Raw genomic sequence first — 25,320 nt, 5'->3', positions numbered from 1 at the left:
CGCGAGCGGGCCTGCCGGTCCCGCCGGCGCGGCCGGCTACAACGGCTACGACGGCTGGGACGGCGCGCCCGGCCCGGTCGGCCCCGCCGGCAGAGCGGGAGCGACCGGCCCGCGCGGAGCGCGCGGCGCACGCGGCCCCGCCGGCAGAGCGGCGGTCCGCAACGCGAGAGCGCAGAAGGCGGCAAAGCAGAAGGCGGCCAAGCAGAAGGCCGCGGCTGCCAAGCGCAAGCGCGCCGCCGCCGCGAAGCAGCAGCGCGCCAAGCTCGCGAAGCAGAAGCGGAAGGCGAGCGTCAACCGGTCACGCTGAAGCTCCCTTCCAGGCCGCCGACCGAGCTGGTCGACACCCACACCGTGAAGGCGCCCGGTTCGACGACCGGGTTGCCGTCTCTGTCGATCAGCTCCAGGTCGGAGCGGTCCAGTCTGAACGTCAACTGTCGCGACTGACCCGGCTCCAGCGTCACCCGCTCGAACCCTCTGAGCGATCTCACCGGTCGCGTCACGCTGGCGACTCTGTCGCGCACGTACAGCTGCACGACCTCGTCACCCGCGCGGCGGCCGGTGTTGCGCACGGTCGCCGTCACGGTGACCTCACCGTCAGGCGTGATCGAGTCCGGTGTCACGGTGAGACCGCTGAGCGCGAATCTCGTGTACGAGAGGCCGAAGCCGAACGGGTACTGCGGCGAGTTGTCGACGTCGAGGTACTTCGACGTGTACTTGTTGGCCGGGTCGAACGGCCGGCCGGTCGGCTTCTCGTCGTAGTGGAGCGGGATCTGGCCGACGTTGCGCGGGAAGCTCACCGGCAGCTTGCCGCCGGGGTTGACCTTGCCGAGCAGCACGTCGGCGACGGCGTTACCGGCCTCGGTGCCGGGGTACCACGCCTCGAGGATCGCGGGCGCGTTTCTGGCCGCCCAGTCGATCGTCAGCGGGCGGCCGTTCATCAGCACGACGACGTACGGCTTGCGGGTCGCGTGGATCGCTCTCAGCAGCTGCAGCTGTCTGCCCGGGAGGTCGAGCTGCGAGCGCGAGGAGGCCTCGCCGCTCCACGACCACGGCTCGCCGAGCACGACGACCGCCGCCTGGGAGCCGCGCACGGCCGCGACCGCGTTGCCGAAGCCGCCGCTCGATCTGCACTCGGCGTCGCAGCCCTGCGCGTAGCGCACGCCGCGTCTGCCGAGCACCTGCTCGAAGCCGTCGCGGACGGTGACGACGTCGCCCTCCTTGCCGTCGCCGATCCAGGTGCCCATCATGTCGACCTGCGAGTCGGCGAGCGGTCCGACGACCGCCACTCTGCGCAGGTTGTCGGCGAGCGGCAGCGCGCCGCCGTCGTTCTTCAGCAGCACCATCGAGCGGCCGGCGATCCGGCGCGCCTCGCGGCGGTGCTCGGGATCGCTCAGCACGGCCGCTTCGGCGGCCTCGTCGACGTACGGTCTGTCGAACAGTCCGAGGCGGTACTTGAGCCGCAGCACGTGGCGCACGGCCTCGTCGATCGTCGCCTCTGAGAGGCGGCCGTCGGCGACCAGTCTGGCGCCGTTCTCGGCGAACGTTCTCGACACCATCTCGATGTCGGTGCCGGCGTTCAGGGCCAGCTGCGCGGCGTCGGCGTCATCGGCGGCGACGCCGTGCGCGATCAGCTCTCTGACCGCCGTGTAGTCGGAGATCACCGTGCCGTCGAAGCTCCACTCGTCGCGCAGCACGTCTCTCAGCACGAACGGGTTGGCGGTCGCCGGCACGCCGTTGATCTCGTTGAAGGAGGTCATGAAGGTGGCGACGCCGGCGTCGACGGCGGCTCTGAACGGCGGGAAGTAGAACTCGCGCAGGCGCCGCTCGGAGGTGTCGACGGTGTTGTAGTCGCGGCCCGCCTCCGCGCCGCCGTAGGCGACCCAGTGCTTGGCGGTCGCGGCGACGCGATCGGGTCTGGAGTAGTCGTCGCCTTGGAAGCCGCGCACGCGCGCGGCCGAGAAGACCGATCCGAGGAAGACGTCCTCGCCGGCGCCCTCGACGATGCGGCCCCAGCGCGGGTCGCGCGTGACGTCGACCATCGGGGCGAAGGTCCAGTGGACGCCGGCGGCGCGCGCCTCGCGCGCGGCGATCGCGGCCGACCGCTCGGCGGCGGCCGGATCCCAGCTGCTCGCCTCCGCGAGCGGCACGGGGAAGACGGTGCGGTAGCCGTGGATCACGTCGAAGCCGAACAGCAGCGGGATTCTCAGCGACGACTCCTCCAGCGCCACTCTCTGCGCGGCGTTGGTGGCGGCGGCGCCGCGACCGTTGAGCGTCGAGCCGAGCCGGCCCTCACGCACCATCTGAAGCTGGTCTTCTCTGAGTCTGCCGGTCGGGAAGTCGGCGTCGAGCTGTTGCAGCTGACCGAGCTTCTGCTCCAGCGTCATTCTCGACAGCCAGTCGTCGATCTGCGCTTCGATCTCGTCGTTGGGATCCTGTGCGGTCGCGGGCGGCGAGCTGCCGCGTGGCACCAGCAGCACGGCGAGCGCGATCAACGCCGCCAATGCGACGACAAGCGCGATCCGCACAGGGACGGGTACGGGTTTTGACATGAGAGCTCCCCTCCAGGGCTCGCTCCGGTCCCGCGTGTTGGCCTATCCGTTCAGCGGCGTGTCAAACCCAGCTCGTGCTCGGCGGCGGCGAGCGCGGCGGCTCGGCGCTCCGGCACGAGGCCGAGACGGGTGCGGCGGTCGAGCAGATCGTCGGCGGTCAGCGCCAGCTCGTGCGCGACCGCGAAGCGCAGCTCCGCGCGGCAGACCGGGACGCCGGGCGCCAGCGGCGCCAGCAGCTCAGGGTCGCCGTCGGCGAGCGCGGCGACGCGCGACGCCTCCGCGCCGTAGCGGCGCACGAGCGGCGGCGGCAGCTCGCCGGCCTGCGGCGCGGCGGTGGCCGGCGGGGCGCCGACGAGCGGCAGCGCGCGCGTCAGGCACGGGCCGGCGGTGACGCCGGGGCGCGTCACGATCTGGTCGACGGCGTCCTGCGCCATGCGGCGGGCGGTCGTCAGCTTGCCGCCGACGACGGTCACGACGCCATCGTGCTCGAGCACCGCGTGACGGCGCGAGAGGTCGGCGGTCGCCTCGCTCTCGGCGCTCGCCAGCAGCGGCCGCAGGCCGGCGTAGCGGCCGACGACGTCGGCGCTGGTCAGAGGCCGCTCCAGCACGCGGCTGACCGACTGCAGCAGGAAGCTCTCCTCGGCCTCGCTGACCGGCGGGACCTCCGGCACGTCGCCGCCCTCGTAGGGCTCGTCGGTGATCCCGATCAGGACGAGGCCGTCGCCGCGCGGGACGGCGAAGACGAAGCGCGAGCCGCCGCTGCCGGGGATCGGCGCGCTGATCCCGGCGCGCGGGCCGCCGAGCAGCTCCTCGCGGACGAGCAGATGGGAGCCCTTGCTGGGCCGCAGCTCGACGCCGCCGCTGAGCTGCCCGGCCCACACGCCGGTCGCGTTGACGACGTTGCGGGCGGCGAGCTCGTGGCGCGTGCCGGTGCGCTCGTCGACGACGGTCGCGCCATCGCTGTGCAGGCGCTCCGCGCGCGTGTAGGTGAGGATCCGCGCGCCGTGCGCGGCGGCGGTGCGGGCGACGGCGAGCACGAGCCGCGCGTCGTCCTCGAGCTGGCCGTCCCAATGCAGGATCGCGCCGCGCAGGCCGCGGTCGGTCAGAGCGGGGGCGAGGTGGCGCGCCTCCTCGGCGGAGATGCGGCGCGTCGGCGGCAGCCGGCGGCGACTGGTGCCGGCGGCGGCGCGCATGCGGTCGCCGATGCGGATGCCGGTCTCCAGCTTGGCGCCGGCGGCGCGCCCGACCTCGTCGCCGAGCGGCAGGATCAGCGGCAGCGCGCGCACGAGGTGCGGGGCGTTGACGTCCATCAGCACGGCGCGCTCGGAGGCCGACTCCCACGCGAGCCCGAAGTCGAGGTGCGCGAGGTAGCGCAGGCCGCCGTGCGCCAGCTTGCTGCTCCAGCGGCTGGTGCCGCTGGCGAGGTCACCGCGCTCGATCAGGGCGACGTCGAGGCCGCGTGTGGCGGCGTCGAGCGCGATCCAGGCGCCGGTGATCCCACCGCCGACGACGAGCAGGTCGACCGCTCTGGGACTGCCGTCGGCGCCGGTCAGCTCGGCCAGCTCGGCGGTCCGCCGGCTCGCGTTGAGCGAGTCCGGCGCGCGCCCTTCCGGGAGCGATCTGCGACGAAGTGACACCACGCGCCCAACTGTAACATCGGTGTCCACCCCGCGCGACGCTTCGCCGCCCGTCCGCGTCGGCTACGATGTCCGTCCCGGCGGCCGCGCGTCGCCCGGGTGTTGGCCGCCGTAGCTCAGCTGGTAGAGCACTTCACTCGTAATGAAGGGGTCAGCGGTTCGAATCCGCTCGGCGGCTCCTCTGCGAAAGCCTCGCTCATGCGGGGCTTTCTGCGTTGTTGAGGGGGCGCGCTAGTGTGCGGTCGCACTGCGAGTCGCGACGAGATGGGGCATGAGATGACGAGGGCACGCTCGAAGGTCTCCGGCGGCGGGCTCGCAGCGGCAGTGTCGATCGCGATCTGCCTCGGTCTCTCACCGGCGGGAGCGCCCGCGGCACCCACCGCGGTCTCCGCGCTCTCGCTTGCGCCCACCCGCTCGCCGCTTCTGGTGGGCGACGTCAGAGCATCGGACACGATGCTCGTCGCCAGACAGCGCTTCGTCGTCCGCGGCACCGTCGTCAACCGCGGCAGCAGGGCGCGCCCGGCGCAGCTGCAGTTGCTGCTGCGGAGCGGTGGCAGACGGCCGACCGTGCACGCGCTCGGCGGCGCGCGGATCGCGTCGATCGGTGCCGGCAGACGGCGCACGTTCGCGGTGCGGGTGATGGCGCCGACGTTGAAGGCCGCCGTCGCCAAGGGCTTCGAGCTGCGCGTCTGCGTGCGGCCGAGACGCGGTTCGCGCGCTGTCGACTGCGCGACGGCGGCGCGCCGCGTGCGGGTCGCCTTCAGAGCGCCGAGACCGGCACCGAGACGGCAGCCGGCACCGCTTCCGCCGAGACCTACTCCGCCCGGCCCGCCACCGTCGAAGCCGCCGGTGCCGCCGGCCTTCCTGCCGGGTGCGCGCACGGCGGGCGACTCGCTCTTCCCGACGATCGGCAACGGCGGCTACGACGTGCGCCGCTACGACCTCGACCTCGCGTACACCGACGTCTTCGCGCGGATGCTGCACGGGACGGCGACGATCGACGCGGTCGCGACGCAGAACCTGAGCGAGTTCAGCCTCGATCTGCAAGGACTCGCGATCGGCTCCGTGTCGGTCGCCGGCAGATCGGCTCCCTTCACGCTCGACTTCGCGGCGTCGAAGCTGATCGTCACCCCAAGCGCCGGGATCGTCAGCGGGACCGCGTTCACGGTCCAGGTCAACTACAGCGGCGTGCCGGAGCCGGTGATCGACCCGGACGGCTCGATGGAGGGCTGGCTGTCGAACGTCGACTTCGGTTCCGTCGCGCTCGGCGAGCCGCTCGGCTCGCAAGGCTGGTTCCCCGTCAACAACGTGCCGACGGACAAGGCGACCTACGACATCTCCGTGACCGCGCCGAGCGGCTTCGCGGCCGTCGCCAACGGCGTGCTCGACGGCACGACCGCCAACCCCGACGGCACGACGACCTACGACTGGACCTCCGACGATCTGATGGCGCCCTACCTCGCGACCGTCTCGATCGGCAGATTCGACAGCTCCGGCTCCGACCTCAGAGGCCCGCGGCCGCTCTACATCTACGTCGACCAGTCGTTCAGAAGAGCCGAGATCGTCGCCGACCAGCAGCGCGTGCCGGAGATCCTCGACTGGTACGCCGGCTACTACGGCGTGCCGTATCCCTTCGACGCGGCCGGCGCCGTGGTCCCGCGCGTCGGCGCGGACATCGGCTATGTGCTCGAGACGCAGACGAAGCCGACCTATCCCTCCTCGAACGCTGACAGCAGCGGCGTCGGCATGGCGACGATCGCGCACGAGAACGCCCACCAGTGGTTCGGCAACCTCGTCACGCTCGCGCGCTGGCGCGACATCTGGCTCAACGAGGGGATCACCGAGTTCTCCTCGTGGCTGTGGGGCGCCGCCGTCGAAGGCGACATGGCGCCGATGGGGATCTTCGACTACTTCTACACCGCCGATGCCGCCGCCGAGCCCGACTTCTGGCTGATCCCGCCGGCCGATCCGCCGACCGCCGGCGACATCTTCAACACCGAGGCGATGTACTCCCGTGGCGCGATGACGATGACGGCGATCCGCGAGGTCTTCATCGCGACGCCGGCGCTCGGCGAGGACGCCTTCAGAGCGATGATGAGATCGTGGCTGACCGATCACGCGAACGGCAACGTCACGACCGAGCAGTTCATCGCGCTCGTGAAGGCGACCGACCCCGCCCGCGCCGCCCTCTGGGACCAGTTCTTCCAGCAGTGGCTCTACACGAGCTACACGGGCGACCCGACCCAGCCGGGCAACAAGCCCGACATCACGCCGGGGAGCTTCTGAGTCAGACCGCCTCCCACCCCACCGTGAAGGAGGTCTCGACGACCTCGCCGGGGTGGAGCTGGGAGACGGCGCCGGCGGCGAGCGCGTCGGGGGTCGAGCGGCCGGGCATCGTCGAGAACTCGATCGCGAAGGTGTCGGCGGCGCCCCAGAACGGGAAGCCGTCGCCGGCGCCGAAGTTCTGCCACAGCAGCGCGTAGGGGAAGCGCTCGCGGTCGAAGTCGATCCGCAGCGCGCGGCCGGCTGGCCCGGCATCGGGGGCGATCAGGCGGAAGCTGCCGCTGCCCATCGTCAGGCAGGCATGGTCGTGGCGGCCGTCGGCGCGCACGGGCAGTTGGGAGAGGTCGAACGTGGCGGCGGGCGGCGCGGCGCCGTGAGCGGGCGTCGTGGCGACCGGCGCGGGGCCGGCGCCGCCGGGATGCGCCGCGGCGCTCGTCTCGCGCGCGGGCGCGTGCGGCCAGTCGAAGTCGCCGAACGCGAGCGTCGCGCTCTCGGGCTGGAACCACGGCTCGGGCACGGTCGCCGCGGCCGCCTCCAGCTCGATCCGGCCGCCGGCGAAGGTCGTGCGCGAGAAGCAGGGATGGTGGCCCCAGGTGTACGGCGCCGGCGCGGCGCCGACGTTCTCGATTCGCTCGGCGACATGCAGGCGCGCGCCGTCGAGCGTCAGCCGGCGGGTCAGCGTCAGCGGCCGGCGCACGCACGCCACGCGCGCTTCGACGTGCTCCGCGTCGGTCGAGACGACCTCCCACGGCAGCCGCACGACCTCGCCGTGGACGAGCGACGCGGGGTCGCCGGGCTGCGTGTAGCCGACCTCGGGGAACATCTCGAACCAGCCGCCGGCGAACAGGTCGACGAACGTCTCCGACGACGCCTCGCCGGCCGGGCCGAGCACGCGCGAGCAGCTCGCGGGCGTGTGTCCGGGGCGCTGCCAGAACGCCTCGGCGCCGCTGATGCGGTCGACGAGCGAGGCGATCGAGAAGCCCTGCGCGGGCGTGCAGCGCAGCAGCAGCGCGTCGGACTGGAGCGTGATCTCGGCGGGGGAGGGCATCGGAAGTCGCTTCGTCGCTTGACGGGGCATGCCGGCGCGAGCGGATCCGGCGCCGCTTGACGCAGCGGTCGCGAAGCCTCTACGTTCGAGAGCACTTTGTCAACAGAAAACGAATACTGCCGCACGCGGCATGCGGCGGCGAAGGGAGCCGGAATGGCGCAGCGCGTCAGCATCGTGACAGGGGCGGCGTCGGGGATCGGCCGGGCGACGGCGCTCGCGCTCGCCGCACAGGGGGATGCCGTGCTCGTCGCCGACCTCGACGGCGCCGGCGCCGAGCGAACCGCCGCCGAGATCACCGCGGCCGGCGGTGTGGCAGTCGGCCGCGCCGTCAACGTCGCCTCCGCCGAGGACTGCGAGGCGGCGGTCGGCGCCGCGGCGTCGCTCGGCGAGCTGCGCGCGCTCGTCAACGTCGCCGGGATCGCCGCCGACCCCGACACGGTCGAGTCGATCTCCGACGCCGATCTGGAGCGGCTGTGGTCGGTCAACGTCGGCGCCGTCTTCCGCCTCGGCCGCCATGCGATCCCGCTGCTGCGCGCGGCCGGAGGCGGCGCGATCGTCACGACCTCCTCCGTCCACGCCTACGCGACGATGACCGGCAACGCCGCCTACGCCGCGTCGAAGGGCGCGCTCGTCGCGCTGACGCGGCAGCTCGCGCTCGACCTCGCGCCCGATGGGATTCGCTCTGTCTGCGTCGCGCCCGGCTCGGTCGACACGCCGCTGACGCGGCGCGAGCTGGCGCGGCGCGGCCTCAGCGCCGCCGACGCCGGCTTCGACGACAGCGGCTCCACCACGGCGATCGGCCGCGTCGCGCGGCCGGAGGAGATCGCCGCCGTGATCGCCTGGGTCGCCGGCGACGCCGCGAGCGTCGTCAACGGCACGACGGTCGTCGCCGACGCCGGCCTGCTCGCGCGGCTCGTCTGAGCGCGCCCTTGACACCGCGCCCTTGACACGCCCCGCGCGATCGGTATACGGTCTTCGTAAATTGTTTACCGTTTTCGTTTTCCGGATGAGGACGAGGCGGTAGAGGAGAGCTGCCGGGCCGGCGCGCCGCAGAGGGCGGGCCGCGCACGACGAGGAGACGGACGGACGCCGCGGTCGCACACGGCGCATCGCCCGCGACGAGGAGAGAGACGACGTGAACCTGTTGCAGCGCGACCGGCCGGGAGCCCCCCTGCCCGCAGCCGTCGCGGCGGAGGCCGAGGCCGGCGCCGAGGCGGTCGCCGCACCGCCATCCGCGCCCAATCGCCTTCGCCGTGCGCTCGCGGTCAGCGAGGCCGGCGTGATCGCCGCGCTCGCCGGCCTCGTGCTGGTCTTCTGGCTGCTGGAGCCGGCCTTCCTGTCCGGCACCAACGTGCGCTCGATGCTGACGGCGGTCTCGTTCGTCGGGATCATCGCGATCGGCCAGACGCTCCTGCTCGTCGCGGGCGAGTTCGACCTCTCGGTCGGCTCGGTCGCGGGCCTGTCCGCGATCGTCAGCGCCTGGCTGATGACGAAGGGCAACCTGCCGGTCCCGCTCGGGATCCTCGGCGGCCTCGCGACCGGCGCGCTCGTCGGCCTGATCAACGGCCTGCTGGTCGTCGGCGTCGGCATCCCCGCGTTCATCGCGACGCTCGGGATGCTCTACGCCGCCAGAGGCTTCATCTACGTCATCACCAACGGCTACCCGATCTATCCGCTGCCGAGATCGGTCGGCGAGATCGGCAGCGCCGACGTGCTGTTCGGGCTCGGCTGGTCGTTCGTGCTGCTGGTCGTGCTCGCGGTCGTCGCCGACGTCGTGCTGCGCCGCACCACGACCGGCCGCAACCTCTACGCGACCGGCGGCAACCCGGAGGTCGCGCGGCTCGTCGGCATCTCGACCGGCCGCGTGAAGATCGCCTGCTTCATGGTCGTCGGCGCGCTGTCGGCGGTCGCCGGCATGCTCGTGCTCGCCGACGGCGCCAGCGGCACCCCGTCGATCGGCACCGGCTGGGAGCTGACCGTGATCGCCGGCGTCGTGATCGGTGGCGTCAGCCTCTTCGGCGGCGTCGGCACGGTCGCGGCCGGCATCGTCGGCATGTTGCTGCTGCAGGTCGTGCAGAGCGGCCTCGTCGTCGTGGGCGTCAACCCCAACTGGCAGACCGTCGCGGTCGGACTGATCATGGTCCTCGCCGTCGGCGTCGACATCGCACGGCGGCGCGTCTCGCTCGCCGGCGGCACTTCGTAGGCACCTCGTAGGAACCCTGGAGAGGAGAGAGATGGACACGTACACCCCGAGCGGGCGGCGCAAGCCCCTGCGTCTGCTCGCCCTGCTCGCACTGGCGCTCACCGCGCTCGTCTTCGCCGCCTGCGGCTCGAGCAACGACGACGACGGCGGCGACACCGCCGCCGCCACGCAGGCCGCCGACGCCTCCGCCGAGACGACCGCCGCCGACGACGCCCCCGCGGAGGACAAGGGCAAGCTGCTGTGGGTCCAGCCGATGCGCAACCACCCGGTCCACCGCATCATGCAGGGCGGCTTCCTGAGCGAGTGCAAGAGACTCGGCTACGAGTGCGAGATCGTCGGCGCCGAGGCGCTCGACATGCCGGCCAGCGCGCCGCTCGCCGAGGCCGTGCTGGCGAAGGGCGACATCAAGGGCGTCGGCGTCTACGCCTACGACCCGTCGACCTATCCCTTCATCGCGAGATGGGGCAAGGACTACCCGATCGTCTCGTGGCACATCCCGGTCAGAGAGGGCGAGGCGCCCGGCCTCAGAGCGGTCACCGGCACGGTCCCGACCGACTACGCCGTCGAGTCCGCCAGAGCGATCGGCAGAGAGATCGGCTGCAGAGGCACGGTCGCGGTCACCGAGGGCTCGTTCAACACGGTCGAGAACCTCGTCGCGAGAGTGTTCACCGAGACGCTCGGTGACGAGTGCCCCGACGTGAAGGTGCTCGAGCCGCAGGAGGAGGGCTTCGACGTCCCCGCCGCGAAGGCGAAGGCGGTCTCGATCCTGCAGGCCAACCCCGACACGGTCGCCGCCTTCTCGACGACCGGCGGCGGCCCCGTGACGTGGGCCGGCGCGGCCGACCAGGCCGGCAAGAGACTGACGATCATCGGCATGGACTACGTCCGCCAGAACCTCGATCTCGTCAAGGACGGGAGAGTGTTCGCCGTCGTCGGCCAGCCGCTCTTCGAGGAGGGCGCCAAGACCGCCGACCTGCTCGACCAGCTCGTCGCGGGCGACACCGTCGCCTACGACAACCCGCTCCCGGCCACGATCATCACCAGAGATCAGGTCGCGAGATTCGAAGGGATGCTCGACGAGGCCGACGAGGCCACGAAGGGCCTCTAGGGACCCCACCCGACCGGACGGAGGAGCGCGCGTCGCAACGGCGCCGCGCTCCTCCGGCCCCTCTGAATCGATCCGACATGACCCACGTGCTCGAAACCGAGCGGCTCGGCAAGAAGTTCGCCGGCGTGCCCGCCCTCAGCGACGTCGACCTCGTGCTCCACGCGGGCGAGATCCACGCGCTCGTCGGCCACAACGGCGCCGGCAAGTCGACGCTCGTCAAGATCCTCACCGGCGTCCACCCGTCCGGCTCGTACACGGGCACGGTGAGGGTCGACGGCGCGCCCGTCGCGTTCGCCTCCCCGGCGGCCGCGCGCGACCAGGGCGTCGCGTACGTGCCGCAGGAGATCCAGGTCGTCGAGCAGCTCAGCGTCGCCGAGAACCTGTTCGTCGGGCAGACCGGCCTGGAGACCGCGCCGCGCGTCTCCTTCCGCGAGCTGCGCCGCCGCGCCGGCGAGCTGCTCGGCCGGCTGGAGATCCCGCTCGACCCGCGCGCACCCGTCGCCGCGCTCAGCGCGACGCAGCGCCAGCTGGTGATGATCGCCCGCGCGCTGACGACCGACCCGCGCGTGCTGATCCTCGACGAGCCGACGGCGTCGCTCGCGGGGACCGAGACGGAGCGCCTCTTCGCCGTCCTCGACCGCCTGCGCGCGGCCGGCACGACGATGGTCTTCATCACCCACCGGATCCCCGAGGTGATGCGGATGTGCGACCGCGCGACGGTGCTGCGCGACGGTCGCAAGGTCGCCGAGATCGCGCGCGCCGACTTCAGCGAGCGCGGGATCGTCGCCGCGATGGTCGGCCGCGAGGTCGACCACCTCTACCCGACCCGCTCCAGCAGACACGGCGAGCAGGAGACGCTGCGCTTGGACCACGTCTCCGTCCCGCATCCGACGCGCCCGCGCGACGTGCTGCGCGACGTCAGCTTCACCGCCCGCAGAGGCGAGATCGTCGGGATCGCCGGCGTCGTCGGGGCCGGCCGCACCGAGCTGCTGAGCGCGATCTACGGCGCGCTGCCGCACACCGGCACGATCGCTGTCGAGGGCGAGCCGCAGCGGCTGAAGAGCCCCGCCGACGCGCGCCGCGCCGGCATCTCGATGCTGACCGAGGACCGCAAGGGGACCGGTCTGCTGTTCAACTTCGCGCTGCGCGAGAACATCACCGCCGGCAACCTCAGCGGGCTCTCGCGCGGCGGCTGGGTCGACCGCAGCGGCGAGCAGCAGGCGGCGCTCGGCTTCATCAGATCGCTGCGCATCAAGGCGCCGTCGCCCAGCTCCGACGTCGCCCACCTCAGCGGCGGCAACCAGCAGAAGATCCTGCTCGCGCGCGTGCTGATGAACGCGCCGAAGATCATGCTGCTCGACGAGCCGACCAAGGGCGTCGACGTCGAGACGCGGCAGGAGATCTACCGCCTGATCCTCGACCTCGCCGACAGGGGCGTGACGCTGCTCGTCGTCTCCTCCGAGATCGCCGAGCTGGTCGGCCTCTGCGATCGCTGCCTCGTGCTCGCCGACGGGGCGATCGTCGACGAGTTCAGACGCGGCGAGGGCAGCGAGGCGCGCGTGATCGAGGCGACGACGACGGCGGTGACGTCGTGATGCGGCTCGCGACCGCGCAGGACAGCGGCCAGCACGCGACCAAGCTCGGCCGCTCGATCTACTCCGGCTGGGTCGCGGCGGTGCTGCGCGAGTCGATCATCGACGGCTCGCTGCAGGCCGGCACGCCGCTGGTCGAAGCGCGCGTCGCCGACGAGCTGGCGGTCAGCCGCGGCCCGGTCCGCAGCGCCCTGCACGTGCTGGAGGGCGAGGGGCTCGTGCGCACGCTGCCCAACGGCCGCACCTCGGTCGTCGGCTTCGGCGCCGAGGACCTCGACGACCTCTTCCGCGTCCGCTTCGAGCTGGAGAGCACGGCGATCCGCTGGGGTGCCGAGCGCGCCGCGCCGATAGCGTCGCTGACCGACGCGCTCGACGCCTTCGAGGTCGAAGGCGCGACGACGCCGCGGCTGGTCGAGCTCGACATCGCCTTCCACCGCGCGCTCGTCGAGCGCAGCGGCAGCCGCTTCCTCGTCGAGGCGTGGAAGGCGGTCGCGCCGGTGATCCAGACGGTGATCGCGATCGGCAACCGCCGCCTCGCCGCCGTCGATCCGGCGACCCACTTTCGTCGCATCGTCGCCTCGCACGAGCCGTTGATCGAGGCGATCGGCGCCGGCCGCGCGGAGGAGGCGGTGGCGATGCTCAGCAACCAGTTCGAGTTGACCGCGTCGATGTTCGGCGACGCGCAGGGGGAGGACCGATGATCGCCGAGAGGCTGTCCGACACGCTCGCCGGCGGCATGCCGCTGCTGGAGGGCCGCACCGTGATCCTGACCGGCGCCGGCGGCGGGATCGGCCGCGCGATCGCCCGCGTGCTGGTCGCCGCCGGCGCGCGCGTCGCGCTCACCGACCTGCACCAGGAGCCGCTCGACACGCTCTCGGGGGAGCTGTCGCAGGCCGGCGTCGTGCCCTCGCACGACGCCGGCCTCGACACCGACTCGCGCCTGCTGACGCAGGCGATCGACGCCGCCGACCCGGCCGCCTTCGCCGCGCTGCACGCGCGCGTCGGCGCCGAGCTGGGGCCGGTCGACGGGCTCGTCAACTGCGCCGGCCTGTTCGAGAAGCGCGACTACGACACGCTCGACGCGGCCGCCTGGACACGCATCCTGACCGCCAACCTGCTGACCGCCGCGGCCGGCTGCCAGGCGGTCCTGCCGGCTATGGTCGCGCGCGGTGGTGGCTCGATCGTCAACGTCGCCTCGACCGCCGGCGAGTACGGCTCGATCAGCCCCGCCAGCCACTACGCCGCCGCGAAGGGCGGCGTGATCGCGCTGACGAAGTCGCTCGCGCGCGAGGCCGCCCCGGCGCAGGTGCGCGTCAACGCCGTCAGCCCCGGCCCGGTCGACACCGATGGCCTGCTCGCGGCGACGCCCGAGCAGAAGGCGGTCGCCGGCTCGCGCACGCTGTTCGGCCGCCTCGGCCAGCCGGAGGAGATCGCCGGCGCCTGCATCTTCCTGCTCAGCCCCCTGTCCACCTTCGTCACCGGTCACGTCCTGCGCGTGAACGGCGGCGCCTTGTTGTGAGGAGGGTCCCACCGTCATGCCGCATCTGCCCCGGAGCGTGCTCGCGCTCCCACTCTCGCTCGTCCTGACGCTGGCAGCGTCGTCGGCCGCGCGGGCCGTCACCGTCGGTGACGCCTACGCGAACGCCGGCGCCAACCAGTGCAGCTGGACGATCGGGACCGCCGCATCCGAGAAGGTCCTGACGTTCAGCAGCGGGACGTACACGCTCACCAGCTTCAAGAACAAGCTCACCTCCCCGGTGCGCGAGTACGTCTCGGCCTCGACGCCGTCGCGCGAGGTCCGCTTCGAGTGGGACGGGACGACGATCACGGGCGCCACGCCCGGCTGGTCGTGCGTGTCGGGCAGCGCCGCGACGGCGACCGTCGGCGGCCAGTCGGCGATCAAGCTCGACGTGACGATCGGACGCAGCGGGGTGCAGGTGACCAAGCACTACCTCGTGCACCCGAGCACCGGCCTGATGCGCGAGTGGAGCGACTACAAGAACACCGGCAGCGGCGCGGCCTCGCTGGTGCGCCCGTCGTTCCTCGAACAGCACGTGCTCGGCGACGACACGGCCGACACGACGCTGCGCTGGATGACCGGCGCCAAGTACGCGGCCGGCTCGTGGGAGCTGCGCCAGACGGCGCTCTCCTCCTCCTACGCGCGCACGTTCGACTCCTACGACCAGTTCGACTGCCCGGCCAACGCCAGCGGCGTCGCCGGCTTCGGCGACATCGCGACCTACAACGCCAGCGGCCACCTCGGCCAGAGAGAGTGGCACGACTCCTCCGGCGGCTACGTCTGGCCCGACGCGCAGCATCCCGGGCCGAGCAGCGCCACGTCGCGCACGTGGGTCGCTCCGACCAGCGGCACGGTCGACGTCGCCAGCCACGCGGCGAAGGTCGACGCGGCCGGCAACGGCGTCGTCGTGAAGGTGCTCAAGAACGACGACGTGATCTTCTCGCCGACGACGATCGCGGGCAGCGACACGACCGGCATCGCCGTGAACGTCGCCAACGTCACGGTGAGAGCCGGCGACCGCATCCGCTTCGTGATCGAGGGCAACGGCGACTGGTCCAACGACTCGACCGGCTGGAACCCGACGGTCACCTACCAGGGCGGCGGCGCGTCGTACAGAGCGTCGAGCGGCTTCTCCTCCACGCAGGGCGCGAACGCCTGGCGCTACGAGGACTTCGGCTCCGGCGCGGCCTGCCCGATCGCCGGCTGGGCGGAGACCTCGTTCAACTACATCCCCTGGTTCACCCTCTTCGACAGAGCCGAGCAGGACGGCGTCGCGGTCGGCTTCGACTACTACGGCCGCTGGGCGCTGAGAGCCGGCAACCAGGAGGGCGCGGGCGCGCTGTCGCTGTCGATCCCCAACTACTCCAAGTCGCTGGTGGCAGGCGAGACGATCAGCTCTCCGAGAGCGTTCACGCAGGTCTACGTCGACGACCTCGACGACATGACCAACCGCCTGCTCGACTGGCAGTACAGATACATGTGGGACTACACGCGCGATCCGTACTTCACCGCGATCCGCATGCTCGGCTACTGGTTCAGAGGCAGCCAGTGGACCGGCACGTGGGACCAGGCCGGCACGCTGCAGAAGATCTTCGGGCTGGCGCCGCACATGCAGACGATCGGCGCCGACACCTATCACCGTGACAACGGCTGGTGGGACAAGCCCGGCGACTGGAACGGCCCCGACTTCAGACAGAGCAACGACCTGCTCGCGAAGTCCGGCACCAAGCAGCTGATCTACATGATGGCGTACAACGCCAACCTCAATTCAGACGCGTACAGAGCGAACCCCGGCTGGTTCGTGATGGGCTCGCCGTGCGGCTACGCCGATCGTCTGATCGACCTCACGCAGCCCGGCGCGGAAGCGTGGATGGGCGACCTGCTGATCGGCAAGGCGGCCGCCTGGGGCGACTTCCAGTGGCGCAACGACTCCTGCCCGGTGACCGACTGGCCGGGCGCTCAGCAGCTCGCGCAGGACCAGGCATTCCGCCGCGTCCAGGCGCGCTTCCTCGACACCCGCACCGGCTCCGCGATCCAGGGCGTCGACTCCGGCGGCTACGAGACGAGCTGGGAGTTCATGCGGATGGCCTCCGGCTACTCGATCACCGACCGCGACGGCTTCGCCGAGCAGCACGACGCGTCGCGCCTCTTCCCGGCCGACAAGATCAGCGGCATCCCCGACACCTGGGACCCGGGCAACTGCACGACGAGATGGAACTCGCTGCTGATGTACAACCCGGACTTCACCGGTGACACCAGCGATCCGGTGAAGCTCGCGTGCATGCGCAAGCTGATCGAGAAGTACCGCTATCTGCGTGCCAACGACGTCGTCGGCCGCTGGGTCCACCAGTACCACCCGGCCGCCAGCGACAACGAGCGCAACTGGTTCCAGCGCGTCAGCGGCGACGGCTCGAAGTCACTCGTGATCTACAAGGGCTCGGGCTCCGGCTCGGCCGTCACCGTCTATCCGCGCGGGCTGACGCCCGGCACGACCTACGACGTGCGCTACGAACTGGGCTCCGGCAGCGCCTCGCGCACCGGCAGCGATCTGATGACCAACGGCATCAGACTCGCCTCGATCGGCGCGGGCGAGCTGATCTGGATCGGCATGCCCAAGCACCCGGGCGGCGGCGCCGACAGAACGGCGCCGGGCAACCCGACCAACGTCCAGGCGCACGTGCGCACGAACATGAACTGGGCCGGCGTCGACGTGACGTGGGACGCCGGCAGTGACGACCACTGGGTCAGCGGCTACCAGATCTCGCTGCTCGGCAGAGTGATCGGCACCGTCTCCAAGGGCCGCTACTTCTTCCACTCCGGTGCGATGGCCTCGCCGAACGCTCCGTACGTGGTGAAGACGATCGACGGCGACGGCAACCTCTCCAGCGGCGCGACCGCGGGCGGCTTCACCGTCGACACGACCGGCGTCGAGGACGACGACTCGGCTGTCACCTACAGCGGCGGCTGGGATCACCAGAGAGACGTGATCGACGCCTCCGGCGAGACGCTGTCGCGCTCGGCCGGCACCTGCAACGACGCCTGCACCGGCTTCTCCGGCACGCAGGGGGCGAACAACTGGCGTTACCAGGACTTCGTCTCCGGCAGATGGCAGGACATCTCGACCTACGCTGCGACCGGCGGCTACCTCGGGATGCGCGAGTGGCACGACGCGAGCGGCGGCTTCGTCTGGCCGAGCGCGCTGCACCCCGGCGAGAGCAACGACACGGCCCGCACCTGGGTCGCGCCGAGAGCGGGCACGGTCGACATCACCGGCAACGTGGCGAAGTTCGTCACGGGCGGTGACGGCGTCGTCGTGAAGATCACGAAGAACGGCACGACGATCTGGGGCACCAGAACGATCGGCGCCAACGACACGACCGGCGTCGCCGCCAACGTCTCCGGGGTCGCGGTCGCGGCAGGTGACGCGATCCGCTTCGAGGTCAACCGCGGCAGCGGCAACTACCAGTACGACGCGACCGCCTGGGATCCGTTCGTCCGCTACAGCACCGACCCGCCGCCGCCGGCGGCCACGACGGCGACCGCCTCGTGGAGCTTCAGCGGCAGCCAGGTCACCTACCTCGCCAAGCTCGGTCCCGACCTCGGCAAGGTCGACGTGAAGATCGACGGCGTCACTGACACGACGCTCGACCTCTACGCGCCCGACGACACCAACCACCAGATCCCCGTCTACACGAAGACGTTCGGAGCGGTCGGCAGACACACGATCAGCATCGCGCCGGCCGGCTCGAAGAACAGCCGCTCCAGCGGGCTGGCGATCACGCTCGACGGCTTCCAGGCGCTCACCAACGCGCCGACGGTCGTCGCTGAGACGGACGCCTCGATCACCTACGCCGGCAGCGGCTGGAGCACCAGCGGCGGCGTCAGGTCGAGCGCGACCGCGGGGGACACCGCGACGGTCAGATTCACCGGCCGCCGGATCACCTGGGTTGGCCCGATCTGCGCCGCCTGCGGCAGCGCGGACGTCTCGCTCGACGGCGCGTTCGCCGCGCGCGTCGACACGTTCGGCTTCCGCGGGCCGAGCGTCGGCCAGGCCGCCCTCTACCAGGCGACCTTCCCGACCAGCGGGCCGCACACGCTCACGGTGAGAGTGCTCGGCACGCGCAACCTCGACAGCAGCGCAAGCACGGTCGGCGTGGACGCGTTCCACGTGCGGCCGTGAGGAAGGGACGATGAAGCACCTGCTCCTCCTGACCGACGCCGACCGCTTCCCGTTCGCCGCGCCTGAGCGCGCGGCGGCGGCGGCGGCCGGCGCCGACCTGCTGTCGCTCGACGGCCACGATCCCGCGCGGATCGTGACCGCGGGCGGCGGTGCCGCGGCGATCTTCGTGTACCACGCGACGGTCGACGCGGAGCTGCTCGACCAGCTGCCGCAGCTGCGCGTGGTGGCGCGCTGCGGCAGCGGTTACGACAAGGTCGACGTCGAGGCCGCGCACGCGCGCGGCGTCGAGGTCGTCTACGTGCCCGACTACGGCACCGAGGACGTCGCCGACCACACGCTGGCGCTGCTGCTGGCGTGCGCGCGGCGGGTGCCGCAGTCCGACCGCGCGCTGCGCGCCGGGCAGTGGCTGCCGTACGCCGGGCTCGGCGCGATGCAGCGGCTGCGCGGCGGCACGCTCGGGCTGCTCGGCTTCGGCCGCATCGCGCGCGCCGCCGCCAAGCGCGCACACGCCTTCGGGATGGAGCTGCTCGTCCACGACCCCGGCGTCGACGACGTGCTGCTGGCGCAGGCCGGCGCCGGCCGCGCGCTCGACCTCGCCGACCTGCTGGCGCGCGCCGACGCGCTCTCGATCCACCTTCCCCTCACACCCGCCACGCACCGTCTGATCGGTGCCCCGGAGCTGGCGGCGATGAAGCCCGGCGCGCTGCTCGTGAACACGAGCCGCGGCGAGATCGTCGACGAGGACGCGCTCGCCGCGGCGCTCGCCGGCGGTCACCTCGGCGGTGCCGGCCTCGACGTCTTCGAGGTCGAGCCGCTGCCCCAAGACAGTCCCCTGATCGGATTGGAGTCTGCTGTGGTCACACCCCACTCGGCGGCGTTCTCCGAGCAGGCGCTCGCCGAGTTGCGCAGCCGCGCGCTCGACGACGCCCTGCGCGTGCTCGCCGGCGAACAACCCCGCAACCCCGTGCCGGTGCCGCGATGAGCGACCGCATCGACCTCTACCGCACGATGCGCACGATCCGCCGCTTCGAGGAGCAGATCGTGACGCTCGTCAACAGCAACGAGATCGCGGGCGTCACGCACGAGTACATCGGCCAGGAGGCGGTCGCCGCCGGCGTCTGCGCGGCGCTGCGCGATGACGACGTGATCACCTCGACGCACCGCGGCCACGGCCACGTGATCGCCAAGGGCGCCGACGTCGCCCGCATGATGGCCGAGCTGCTCGGCCGCACGACCGGGCTCAATCGCGCCCGCGGCGGCTCGATGCACATCGCCGACGTCTCGCTCGGGATCTACGGCGCCAACGGCATCGTCGCCGCCGGCGCCCCGATCGCGGCCGGCGCGGCGTGGGCCGGCGTCCAGGCCGGCAGCGACCGCGTCGCCGTCTGCTTCTTCGGCGACGGCGCCGTCAACCAGGGCGTGCTGCACGAGACGATGAACATGGCCGGGATCTGGAACCTGCCGCTGCTGTTCGTCTGCGAGAACAACGGCTACGCCGTCTCCTTCGCGCAGGAGGACGCGACCGCCGGCTCGCTGGTCGGGCGCGCCGCCGCCTACGGGATGCCGGCCGAGCAGGTCGACGGGATGGACGCCGACGCGGTCGCCGCCGCGGCCGCACAGGCCGTCGCGCACGCGCGCGCCGGCAACGGCCCGTCGTTCCTGGAATGCACGACCTACCGCTTCGTCGGCCATCACACCGCCGAGGCGACGATGGGGCTCGGCTACCGCAGCGACGAGGAGATCGAGCGCTGGCGCGAGCGCGATCCGCTGCTGGTGCTCGGCGCGCGGATGGCGGCCGACGAGGTCGCGGCCGTGGACGCCGACGTCGAAGCGCTGCTGGAGCGCGCGCTGGCGTTCGCGCGCGAGAGCCCGCGCCCGGAGGTCTCATCCGCGCGCGACTACGTGTACGCGAGCGGCCCCGCGCCGCGCGAGGGAGTGGCGGTCTGATGGCCCGGATGCGATACCAGCAGGCGCTCGCGAGAGCGCTGCGCGACGAGATGCTGCGCGACCCGTCGGTGTTCGTGCTCGGCGAGGACGTGCGCGCCTCGCTGCGCGGCGTCACGAGAGGGCTGGCGGCCGAGCTGGGCGAGCAGCGGATCATCGACACGCCGATCTCCGAGCAGGCCTTCACCGGCTTCGCGATGGGCGCGGCGCTCGCCGGTCACCGTCCCGTGGTCGAGTTCCAGATCCCCTCGCTGCTGTTCACGGCGTTCGAGCCGATCGTCAACCAGGCACAGAAGTTCCGCCTGATGACCGGCGGCCAGGCGAAGGTGCCGGTGACCTACATCGTGCCCGGATCCGGCGCGCGGATGGGGCTCGCCGCGCAGCACTCCGACCACCCGTACGCGCTGTTCGCGCAGGCGGGCGTCAAGACGGTCGTGCCGGCGACGGCATCGGATGCCTACGGCCTCTTCCTCGCCTCGATCCGCGACGACGACCCGGTCGTCTTCTTCGCGCCGGCGGCCGCGCTCGGCTCGCGCGAGGAGGTCGCCGACGACGCCGACGCGATCCCGCTCGGCGTCGGCCGCGTCCATCGCGACGGGGAGGACGTGACCGTCGTCGCCGTCGGCCACCTCGTCAGAGACGCGCTGAAGGTCGCCGAGGCGCTGGCCGAGTCGGACGGGATCTCGGTCGAGGTCTTCGACCCGCGCACCGTTCACCCGTTCGACTGGGACGGGCTGGCCGCGTCGGTCCGCAAGACCGGCCGGCTCGTCGTGATCGACGACACCAACCGCACCTGCGGCCTGGCGGCCGAGATCGTCGCGACGGCGGCCGAGGAGCTGGCCGACGCGCTGGTCGCGCCGCCGAGACGGATCACGCGCGCCGACGCCCCGATCCCGTTCGCGGTCGAGCTGGAGGTCGCGCTGCTGCCGAGCCGCGAACAGCTCGCGGCCGCGATCCGCTCCGTCGTCACCGTCCCGCAGGAGGCCCTCCGATGATCGACGTCCACATCCCGAAGATGGGCATGTCCACGGTCGAGGTCGAGATCCTCGAGGTGATGGTCGCGGTCGGCGATCGCGTGAGCGCCGCCGACTCGGTCGTCGAGGTCGAGGGCGACAAGGCGACCTTCGAGGTCGAGGCCGGCGCCGACGGCGTCGTCGCCGAGGTGCTCGTCAGCGCCGGCCAGGAGTGCGAGGTCGGCGACGTGGTCGTGCGGATCGCCGACGAGGCGGCGGCCGCGTGACTCCCGAGGCGGCCCCGCCCGCGGACCCCGCCGGCGTGACGCCGCCCGCGGACGCCCCGCGTGGCAGCTTCGTCCGCGCGACCCGCACGCAGAAGCTGATCGCGCGGCGGATGGTCGAGGCGAAGACGAGCGTGCCGGAGTTCACCGTCGCGCTCGACGTCGCGATGGATGCTCCGCTCGCGGCGCGCGCCGCGCTGAAGGAGGGCGCTGCCGGCAGCAGCGGCGGCGTCGTCCCGTCGCTCAACGACATGGTGATTCGCGCCGTCGCCTTGGCGCTGCGCGACCACCCCCGCGTCAACGGCAGCTTCGACGCCGAGGCCGGCGGCTTCCACCTGTGGGACGAGGTCGACGTCGGCTTCGCCGTCGCGGCGCCGGACACGCTCGTCGTCCCGGTCGTGCGCGACGCCGACCGTCGTTCGCTTGCCGAGATCGCGGTGGAGACCCGCGCGCTCGCCGCCGCCGTCCGCGACCGCACGATCTCGCCCGAGCAGCTCGCCGGCGGCACCTTCACCGTCTCCAACCTCGGGATGCTCGGCATCCGCCACTTCGAGGCGGTGATCAACCCGCCCCAGGCCGCGATCCTCGCCGTCGGCGCCCTGCGTCCGACGGTCGTCCCAGCGAGGGACAGCACCGCCGTCGCCACCCTCATGACGGTCACGCTCACCAGTGACCACCGGATCGTCTACGGCGCCGACGCCGCCGCCTTCCTCAACGCGGTGCGCGACCTGCTGGAGGAGCCGGGGCGGTTGTAGGGAACCAGCACGCCGGTCCACGGATTGGACTAGCTTTGAAATATGCCGGCGAGCCAGTTTGGAGAGCGGCAATATGAACTTGCCGCGAATCTTGAGCTGCTCGCCGGGAGCTCGCGCTTCTTCGCACCGACGACACCGGTCGAGGCGTCACTCGGAATTGACGCCGCGCTGACCCCCGGCGACCCTCGTGTCTGGCGGCTGCTCGGCCTGCCGCCTCCGCGCGGGGTGCGCGCGGATCCCGGCTCCTTCTCGGCTTGGCCGGCGGGCACGCCGGCATCGGCGACGCCTCCGTTCCTGCTGAGCTTGTTTCTGCAGTACAAGCGGTCGACCCGCCTGACGCGCTCGACAGCGAACGAGTGGAGCGCTCACCGAGCACCGTACTGGCGGGTGGATCTCTCAGCCCGGCAGCACCAGACGCTGCTTGATCTCGAGGCTGCCGTGCAGGGTGACGCTGAGGTGCGCTACGCGGCGCCGAGATTCTGGAGGCATGAGGACATGTGGTACCTCCAAGGCAGCAGCGGGGTGATCGACAACTCGCTCTTGATCTCGCCGGCGAGCATCGGATCTGGTCACGAGTGCATCACGTGGAGCCAGGGACGCGGGATGCTCGCTCACTCTGAACCGCGGAACGTCGAGTTCGAGAACGCGGAGAGCTTCGGCCGCGCGCTGCGAACGCGAACTCGCCCCGCGCGCGTCCGCCGCCCGCGCGACCATTTCGACGAGCTGGCGGAGGCGCTGGCGCCACTCACTCCGTCCAAGCGCGACAAAGCGGCATGGGCGCTGCAGGTCGCCGATCAGCTCGAGCGCGAGCGAGATCACGCGGACATCGATCGAGAGGTGGATGCGGAGGTCGTCGACGTGCTGGCCGATTTCGCCGTGGTCGCCGAGGCCGCCCAGGCAGCTGGCGCGAGCTGGACGATCCTGGTCCTGCGTGGCGAGGACGCTCTGGGCTAGTCGGAGACCGCGTCGAAGCTCATCTGACCGGCCATCGGATCCTCGGCCGGCGCGGGCTCCAGCGTGCGGCGCTCGGCGTCGAACGCCTGCAGCCTGGCGAGCTTGCGCTCCTTCGCGGTGAGCCTTCTCTCCAGCTGGTCGATCTTGCCATGGAGCCTGTCGCGCTCGGCGTGGAGCGCGGCCCGCTCGGCGTCGAGCCGCTCGCGTTCTGCGGCGTGGCGCGCGCGCTCGGCGTCGGCCCGCTCCCGCTCCGCGGCGTGCGTCGCTCGTTCGGTGTCGAGCCGCTCCCGCTCCGCGTCGAGCCGCTGCTCGCGGGCGGCCCGCTCGGCCTCGGCGGCGGCCTGCCGCGTTCCCTGCGCGGTCGTCTCACGCGCGCTCAGCGTCAACAGCGCGAAACCGGCCCCGGCCGCGACGATCGCGCCGACGACGACCGCGGCGATCCCGAGCGAGAGCACCCCGGTCAGCCCGCCGAGCGCGACGAGCGCGAGCCCGCCGAGCAGCGTGCCGAGCACGGTCGGCAAGGTCCGTTCGGCAGCGGCGTCGAGGGCGGTCGGGTCGGGCGTGCGCGCGTCGTCAGGCATCGGAGAATCGTACGCACCCGACCGGCTGAAGCGAGCTGCGCTGCTCGGCCCTCTCGCGCCCGTGCCGTCTAGCCTTCCAACACAGATGTGTCTTACCTTCTGACACACCCCAGCCTTGCCATCTGAGCCACCCAGGCGATGTCTACGCCGTCTCCCGCTCCGCGAACATCTCTCTCGTGACCGCGAACTGCTCGCCGAGCAGCTTCAGCGCGCTTCTGAGGTCGTAGCGCTCGATCGCCTCCACCAGCGGCTCGTGGACGGCGATGATGCGGGCGAAGTTCTCGTGCGGGTCGGCTTCGGCCATGCGGCGGTTGCCGATCGTGATGACGGTGTGGATCACGGGCGCGAGCGCGAGCCACGCCTGCGTCAGGAAGCGGCTGCCGGAGAACTCCAGCAGCGCACGGTGGAAGTCGATGTCGTAGTCGACGAGGCGCTGCGTCGAGGCGCCCTCGTCGAGCACGAGCGAGTAGGCGGCGCGGATCGGGGCGGTGTCGGCCTTCGCGGCGATCCCGCGGCGCAGCGCGGTCGACTCCAGCTCCAGGCGCACGGAGACGAGGTCCTGGAGGTCGGCGCCGGAGAAGCCGACGACGACCGAGCGGCCGTTGGGCTGGGTGCGCACGAGCCCCTCGCCTTCGAGCACGTGCAGTGCGTTGCGGACGGGTCCGCGGCTGACGGCGAGCTGCTCGGCCAGGCGCGCCTCGACCAGCGGCGCGCCGGCCTCCAGCGCGCCTTCGACGATCGCTTCGCGCAGCAGCGAGGCGACGCGACCCGAGTAGACGCTGCGCTCCAACTTGACCGCATGCTGACCGGGCGTGCCGCCGGGGGCGCCGGCGGCCGCATGGCGGCCGAGGTTGAGGCTCGTCATCGGATCGGTCGGCTCCCTCGTCATGCAGCGATCGTCACCCCGGCTGGAAGCACGTCGATGCGCTCGCCCAGCTCCAGCACCCGGACCGCGGGCCCGTCGAGCTTGGCACACGCCTCGGCGAACAGCTGCGGGTCGAGCGTCGGCTTGCCGTCGGGCGCGTGGCCGCTGCCGTACGCCTCCGGCGCCCACATCCCGTAATGGCACGGGATCGCGACGGCCGGCGCGAGCTGAGTCGCCATCAGCGCCGCTTCGAGCGCGTGCATGTTGCCGCCGCTGCCGTTGGCGACGAAGATGCCGACGTCGAACGGGCCGCGCTCGGCGACCGCGAGGCAGCGCTGGTCGTACTCGGTGTCGCCGCTGTGCAGGATCCGCGTGCCGGCGACCTCGACGACGTAGGCGAGCGCGTCCTCGGTCAGCCAGCCGGCGACCTCGTGTCTGGCGTAGTGGCCGTGGAAGGTGAAGGCGCCGACGGTGACGCTCTCGCCGCGCTCGACCGTGACGATCCGCTCGGGCGCGATCCCGCGCCCGAGGAGCCGCGCGACGATGCTCGACGGCCCGACGAAGGTCACGGCGGGGTTCGCGCCGGCCAGCGCCCTGCACGTCGTCAGGTCGAGGTGGTCGTGGTGGGTGTGGGTGATCGCGACGACGTCGGCGCGCGTGGCGGCGGGGTCGAGCGGGATCGGCGCGACGCGCGGCAGACCCAGCTCCTCGAGCGCGAACTCGGACAGGTACGGATCGAGCAGGCACAGCGCTCCGCCGGGCGCTTCGATCGCGTAGCCGGCCTGGCCGATCCACGTCAGCCCGACCGCGCCGCTCCCGTCCGTCATGTTTCGCTCCCGAGTTGGAAAACTGTTACCCGTTCACT

20 protein-coding genes, 1 tRNA gene and 1 pseudogene are annotated in these 25,320 nt (G+C 72.1%); 16 read left to right on the top strand and 6 right to left on the bottom strand.

Annotation, left to right across the window (positions count from 1 at the left end; all coding sequences use genetic code 11):
• A pseudogene (locus R7226_RS04535) lies at positions 1 to 307 on the top strand (phage tail protein); the annotation flags it as partial.
• Here R7226_RS04535 and R7226_RS04530 read toward each other — a convergent pair.
• A complete protein-coding gene (locus tag R7226_RS04530) occupies positions 291 to 2,549 on the bottom strand; it encodes a glycoside hydrolase family 3 N-terminal domain-containing protein (RefSeq protein WP_318595847.1) in 2,259 nt (752 codons plus the stop codon). The pseudogene R7226_RS04535 and the gene R7226_RS04530 overlap by 17 nt on opposite strands.
• Before the next feature lie 50 nt (positions 2,550 to 2,599).
• Complete coding sequence (locus R7226_RS04525) at positions 2,600 to 4,186, bottom strand: glycerol-3-phosphate dehydrogenase/oxidase (RefSeq protein WP_318595846.1); 1,587 nt, start codon at positions 4,184 to 4,186, stop codon at positions 2,600 to 2,602.
• A gap of 105 nt (positions 4,187 to 4,291) precedes the next feature.
• On the opposite strand from R7226_RS04525, the gene R7226_RS04520 reads away from it, so the two are divergent.
• A tRNA-Thr gene (locus R7226_RS04520) sits at positions 4,292 to 4,364 on the top strand.
• 98 nt (positions 4,365 to 4,462) lie between these two features.
• Entirely contained in the window at positions 4,463 to 6,472 is a 2,010-nt protein-coding gene (locus tag R7226_RS04515; protein ID WP_318595845.1) for a M1 family metallopeptidase, read from the top strand.
• A 1-nt stretch (position 6,473) separates the two neighbouring features.
• On the opposite strand, the gene R7226_RS04510 is transcribed toward R7226_RS04515, so the two are convergent.
• Entirely contained in the window at positions 6,474 to 7,517 is a 1,044-nt protein-coding gene (locus R7226_RS04510; protein WP_318595844.1) for a hypothetical protein, read from the bottom strand.
• Positions 7,518 to 7,670: 153 nt separating this feature from the next.
• On the opposite strand from R7226_RS04510, the gene R7226_RS04505 reads away from it, so the two are divergent.
• The 13 genes from R7226_RS04505 (at position 7,671) to R7226_RS04445 (ending at position 23,009) form a co-directional block, all read left to right on the top strand.
• Entirely contained in the window at positions 7,671 to 8,438 is a 768-nt protein-coding gene (locus R7226_RS04505; protein ID WP_318595843.1) for an SDR family NAD(P)-dependent oxidoreductase, read from the top strand.
• Positions 8,439 to 8,652: 214 nt separating this feature from the next.
• On the top strand, positions 8,653 to 9,720 hold the full coding sequence (locus R7226_RS04500; protein ID WP_318595842.1) for an ABC transporter permease: 1,068 nt from the start codon (positions 8,653 to 8,655) through the stop codon (positions 9,718 to 9,720).
• Positions 9,721 to 9,751: 31 nt separating this feature from the next.
• Positions 9,752 to 10,828: a sugar ABC transporter substrate-binding protein gene (locus tag R7226_RS04495; protein WP_318595841.1), complete on the top strand. Its 1,077-nt coding sequence runs from the start codon at positions 9,752 to 9,754 to the stop codon at positions 10,826 to 10,828.
• A gap of 77 nt (positions 10,829 to 10,905) precedes the next feature.
• Complete coding sequence (locus tag R7226_RS04490; protein ID WP_318595840.1) at positions 10,906 to 12,423, top strand: sugar ABC transporter ATP-binding protein; 1,518 nt, start codon at positions 10,906 to 10,908, stop codon at positions 12,421 to 12,423.
• Complete coding sequence (locus tag R7226_RS04485; protein WP_318595839.1) at positions 12,423 to 13,121, top strand: GntR family transcriptional regulator; 699 nt, start codon at positions 12,423 to 12,425, stop codon at positions 13,119 to 13,121. Before R7226_RS04490 ends, R7226_RS04485 begins: the two co-directional genes overlap by 1 nt.
• On the top strand, positions 13,118 to 13,939 hold the full coding sequence (locus R7226_RS04480) for an SDR family NAD(P)-dependent oxidoreductase (protein WP_318595838.1): 822 nt from the start codon (positions 13,118 to 13,120) through the stop codon (positions 13,937 to 13,939). The genes R7226_RS04485 and R7226_RS04480 overlap by 4 nt, the downstream gene beginning before the upstream one ends.
• 16 nt (positions 13,940 to 13,955) lie before the next feature.
• Positions 13,956 to 18,119, top strand: a complete 4,164-nt coding sequence (locus R7226_RS04475) for an alpha-amylase family protein (RefSeq protein WP_318595837.1) — start codon at positions 13,956 to 13,958, stop codon at positions 18,117 to 18,119.
• 10 nt (positions 18,120 to 18,129) lie between these two features.
• Entirely contained in the window at positions 18,130 to 19,101 is a 972-nt protein-coding gene (locus R7226_RS04470; RefSeq protein ID WP_318595836.1) for an NAD(P)-dependent oxidoreductase, read from the top strand.
• Positions 19,098 to 20,066 carry a thiamine pyrophosphate-dependent dehydrogenase E1 component subunit alpha gene (locus R7226_RS04465; protein ID WP_318595835.1) on the top strand — a complete coding sequence of 323 codons (969 nt, stop codon included), beginning with the start codon at positions 19,098 to 19,100 and terminating at the stop codon, positions 20,064 to 20,066. The genes R7226_RS04470 and R7226_RS04465 overlap by 4 nt, the downstream gene beginning before the upstream one ends.
• Entirely contained in the window at positions 20,066 to 21,058 is a 993-nt protein-coding gene (locus R7226_RS04460; protein ID WP_318595834.1) for an alpha-ketoacid dehydrogenase subunit beta, read from the top strand. Before R7226_RS04465 ends, R7226_RS04460 begins: the two co-directional genes overlap by 1 nt.
• Positions 21,055 to 21,303 carry a biotin/lipoyl-containing protein gene (locus R7226_RS04455; RefSeq protein ID WP_318595833.1) on the top strand — a complete coding sequence of 83 codons (249 nt, stop codon included), beginning with the start codon at positions 21,055 to 21,057 and terminating at the stop codon, positions 21,301 to 21,303. The genes R7226_RS04460 and R7226_RS04455 overlap by 4 nt, the downstream gene beginning before the upstream one ends.
• Positions 21,300 to 22,055, top strand: a complete 756-nt coding sequence (locus tag R7226_RS04450) for a 2-oxo acid dehydrogenase subunit E2 (RefSeq protein ID WP_318595832.1) — start codon at positions 21,300 to 21,302, stop codon at positions 22,053 to 22,055. The genes R7226_RS04455 and R7226_RS04450 overlap by 4 nt, the downstream gene beginning before the upstream one ends.
• Before the next feature lie 42 nt (positions 22,056 to 22,097).
• Positions 22,098 to 23,009 (top strand): hypothetical protein, encoded by a 912-nt coding sequence (locus R7226_RS04445; RefSeq protein WP_318595831.1) that lies wholly within the window; start codon positions 22,098 to 22,100, stop codon positions 23,007 to 23,009.
• Here the strand turns inward: R7226_RS04445 and R7226_RS04440 are convergent.
• From R7226_RS04440 to R7226_RS04430, 3 genes are all read right to left on the bottom strand, one after another.
• Positions 23,006 to 23,590, bottom strand: a complete 585-nt coding sequence (locus tag R7226_RS04440) for a hypothetical protein (protein WP_318595830.1) — start codon at positions 23,588 to 23,590, stop codon at positions 23,006 to 23,008. The two genes, R7226_RS04445 and R7226_RS04440, sit on opposite strands and share 4 nt — an antisense overlap.
• 142 nt (positions 23,591 to 23,732) lie before the next feature.
• On the bottom strand, positions 23,733 to 24,479 hold the full coding sequence (locus tag R7226_RS04435; RefSeq protein ID WP_318595829.1) for a GntR family transcriptional regulator: 747 nt from the start codon (positions 24,477 to 24,479) through the stop codon (positions 23,733 to 23,735).
• Positions 24,476 to 25,282, bottom strand: coding sequence for an MBL fold metallo-hydrolase (locus R7226_RS04430; RefSeq protein ID WP_318595828.1), 807 nt, complete (start codon positions 25,280 to 25,282; stop codon positions 24,476 to 24,478). Before R7226_RS04430 ends, R7226_RS04435 begins: the two co-directional genes overlap by 4 nt.
• Positions 25,283 to 25,320 lie beyond the last annotated feature (38 nt).

The organism is Conexibacter stalactiti (genome assembly GCF_033542075.1).
Taxonomy (GTDB): Bacteria; Actinomycetota; Thermoleophilia; order Solirubrobacterales; family Solirubrobacteraceae; genus Conexibacter; species Conexibacter stalactiti.
This window is presented reverse-complemented; position numbering and strand designations above follow the sequence as displayed.

Bases quoted from the DNA above. Each gene is read 5' to 3' on its own strand.
- R7226_RS04485 (WP_318595839.1), top strand. From the start codon at position 12,423: ATGCGGCTCGCGACCGCGCAGGACAGCGGCCAGCACGCGACCAAGCTC.
- R7226_RS04430 (WP_318595828.1), bottom strand. From the start codon at position 25,282: ATGACGGACGGGAGCGGCGCGGTCGGGCTGACGTGGATCGGCCAGGCC.
- R7226_RS04445 (WP_318595831.1), top strand. From the start codon at position 22,098: ATGCCGGCGAGCCAGTTTGGAGAGCGGCAATATGAACTTGCCGCGAAT.
- R7226_RS04530 (WP_318595847.1), bottom strand. From the start codon at position 2,549: ATGTCAAAACCCGTACCCGTCCCTGTGCGGATCGCGCTTGTCGTCGCA.
- R7226_RS04460 (WP_318595834.1), top strand. From the start codon at position 20,066: ATGGCCCGGATGCGATACCAGCAGGCGCTCGCGAGAGCGCTGCGCGAC.
- R7226_RS04505 (WP_318595843.1), top strand. From the start codon at position 7,671: ATGGCGCAGCGCGTCAGCATCGTGACAGGGGCGGCGTCGGGGATCGGC.
- R7226_RS04440 (WP_318595830.1), bottom strand. From the start codon at position 23,590: ATGCCTGACGACGCGCGCACGCCCGACCCGACCGCCCTCGACGCCGCT.
- R7226_RS04490 (WP_318595840.1), top strand. From the start codon at position 10,906: ATGACCCACGTGCTCGAAACCGAGCGGCTCGGCAAGAAGTTCGCCGGC.
- R7226_RS04475 (WP_318595837.1), top strand. From the start codon at position 13,956: ATGCCGCATCTGCCCCGGAGCGTGCTCGCGCTCCCACTCTCGCTCGTC.
- R7226_RS04465 (WP_318595835.1), top strand. From the start codon at position 19,098: ATGAGCGACCGCATCGACCTCTACCGCACGATGCGCACGATCCGCCGC.
- R7226_RS04515 (WP_318595845.1), top strand. From the start codon at position 4,463: ATGACGAGGGCACGCTCGAAGGTCTCCGGCGGCGGGCTCGCAGCGGCA.
- R7226_RS04480 (WP_318595838.1), top strand. From the start codon at position 13,118: ATGATCGCCGAGAGGCTGTCCGACACGCTCGCCGGCGGCATGCCGCTG.
- R7226_RS04510 (WP_318595844.1), bottom strand. From the start codon at position 7,517: ATGCCCTCCCCCGCCGAGATCACGCTCCAGTCCGACGCGCTGCTGCTG.
- R7226_RS04495 (WP_318595841.1), top strand. From the start codon at position 9,752: ATGGACACGTACACCCCGAGCGGGCGGCGCAAGCCCCTGCGTCTGCTC.
- R7226_RS04435 (WP_318595829.1), bottom strand. From the start codon at position 24,479: ATGACGAGGGAGCCGACCGATCCGATGACGAGCCTCAACCTCGGCCGC.
- R7226_RS04455 (WP_318595833.1), top strand. From the start codon at position 21,055: ATGATCGACGTCCACATCCCGAAGATGGGCATGTCCACGGTCGAGGTC.
- R7226_RS04470 (WP_318595836.1), top strand. From the start codon at position 18,130: ATGAAGCACCTGCTCCTCCTGACCGACGCCGACCGCTTCCCGTTCGCC.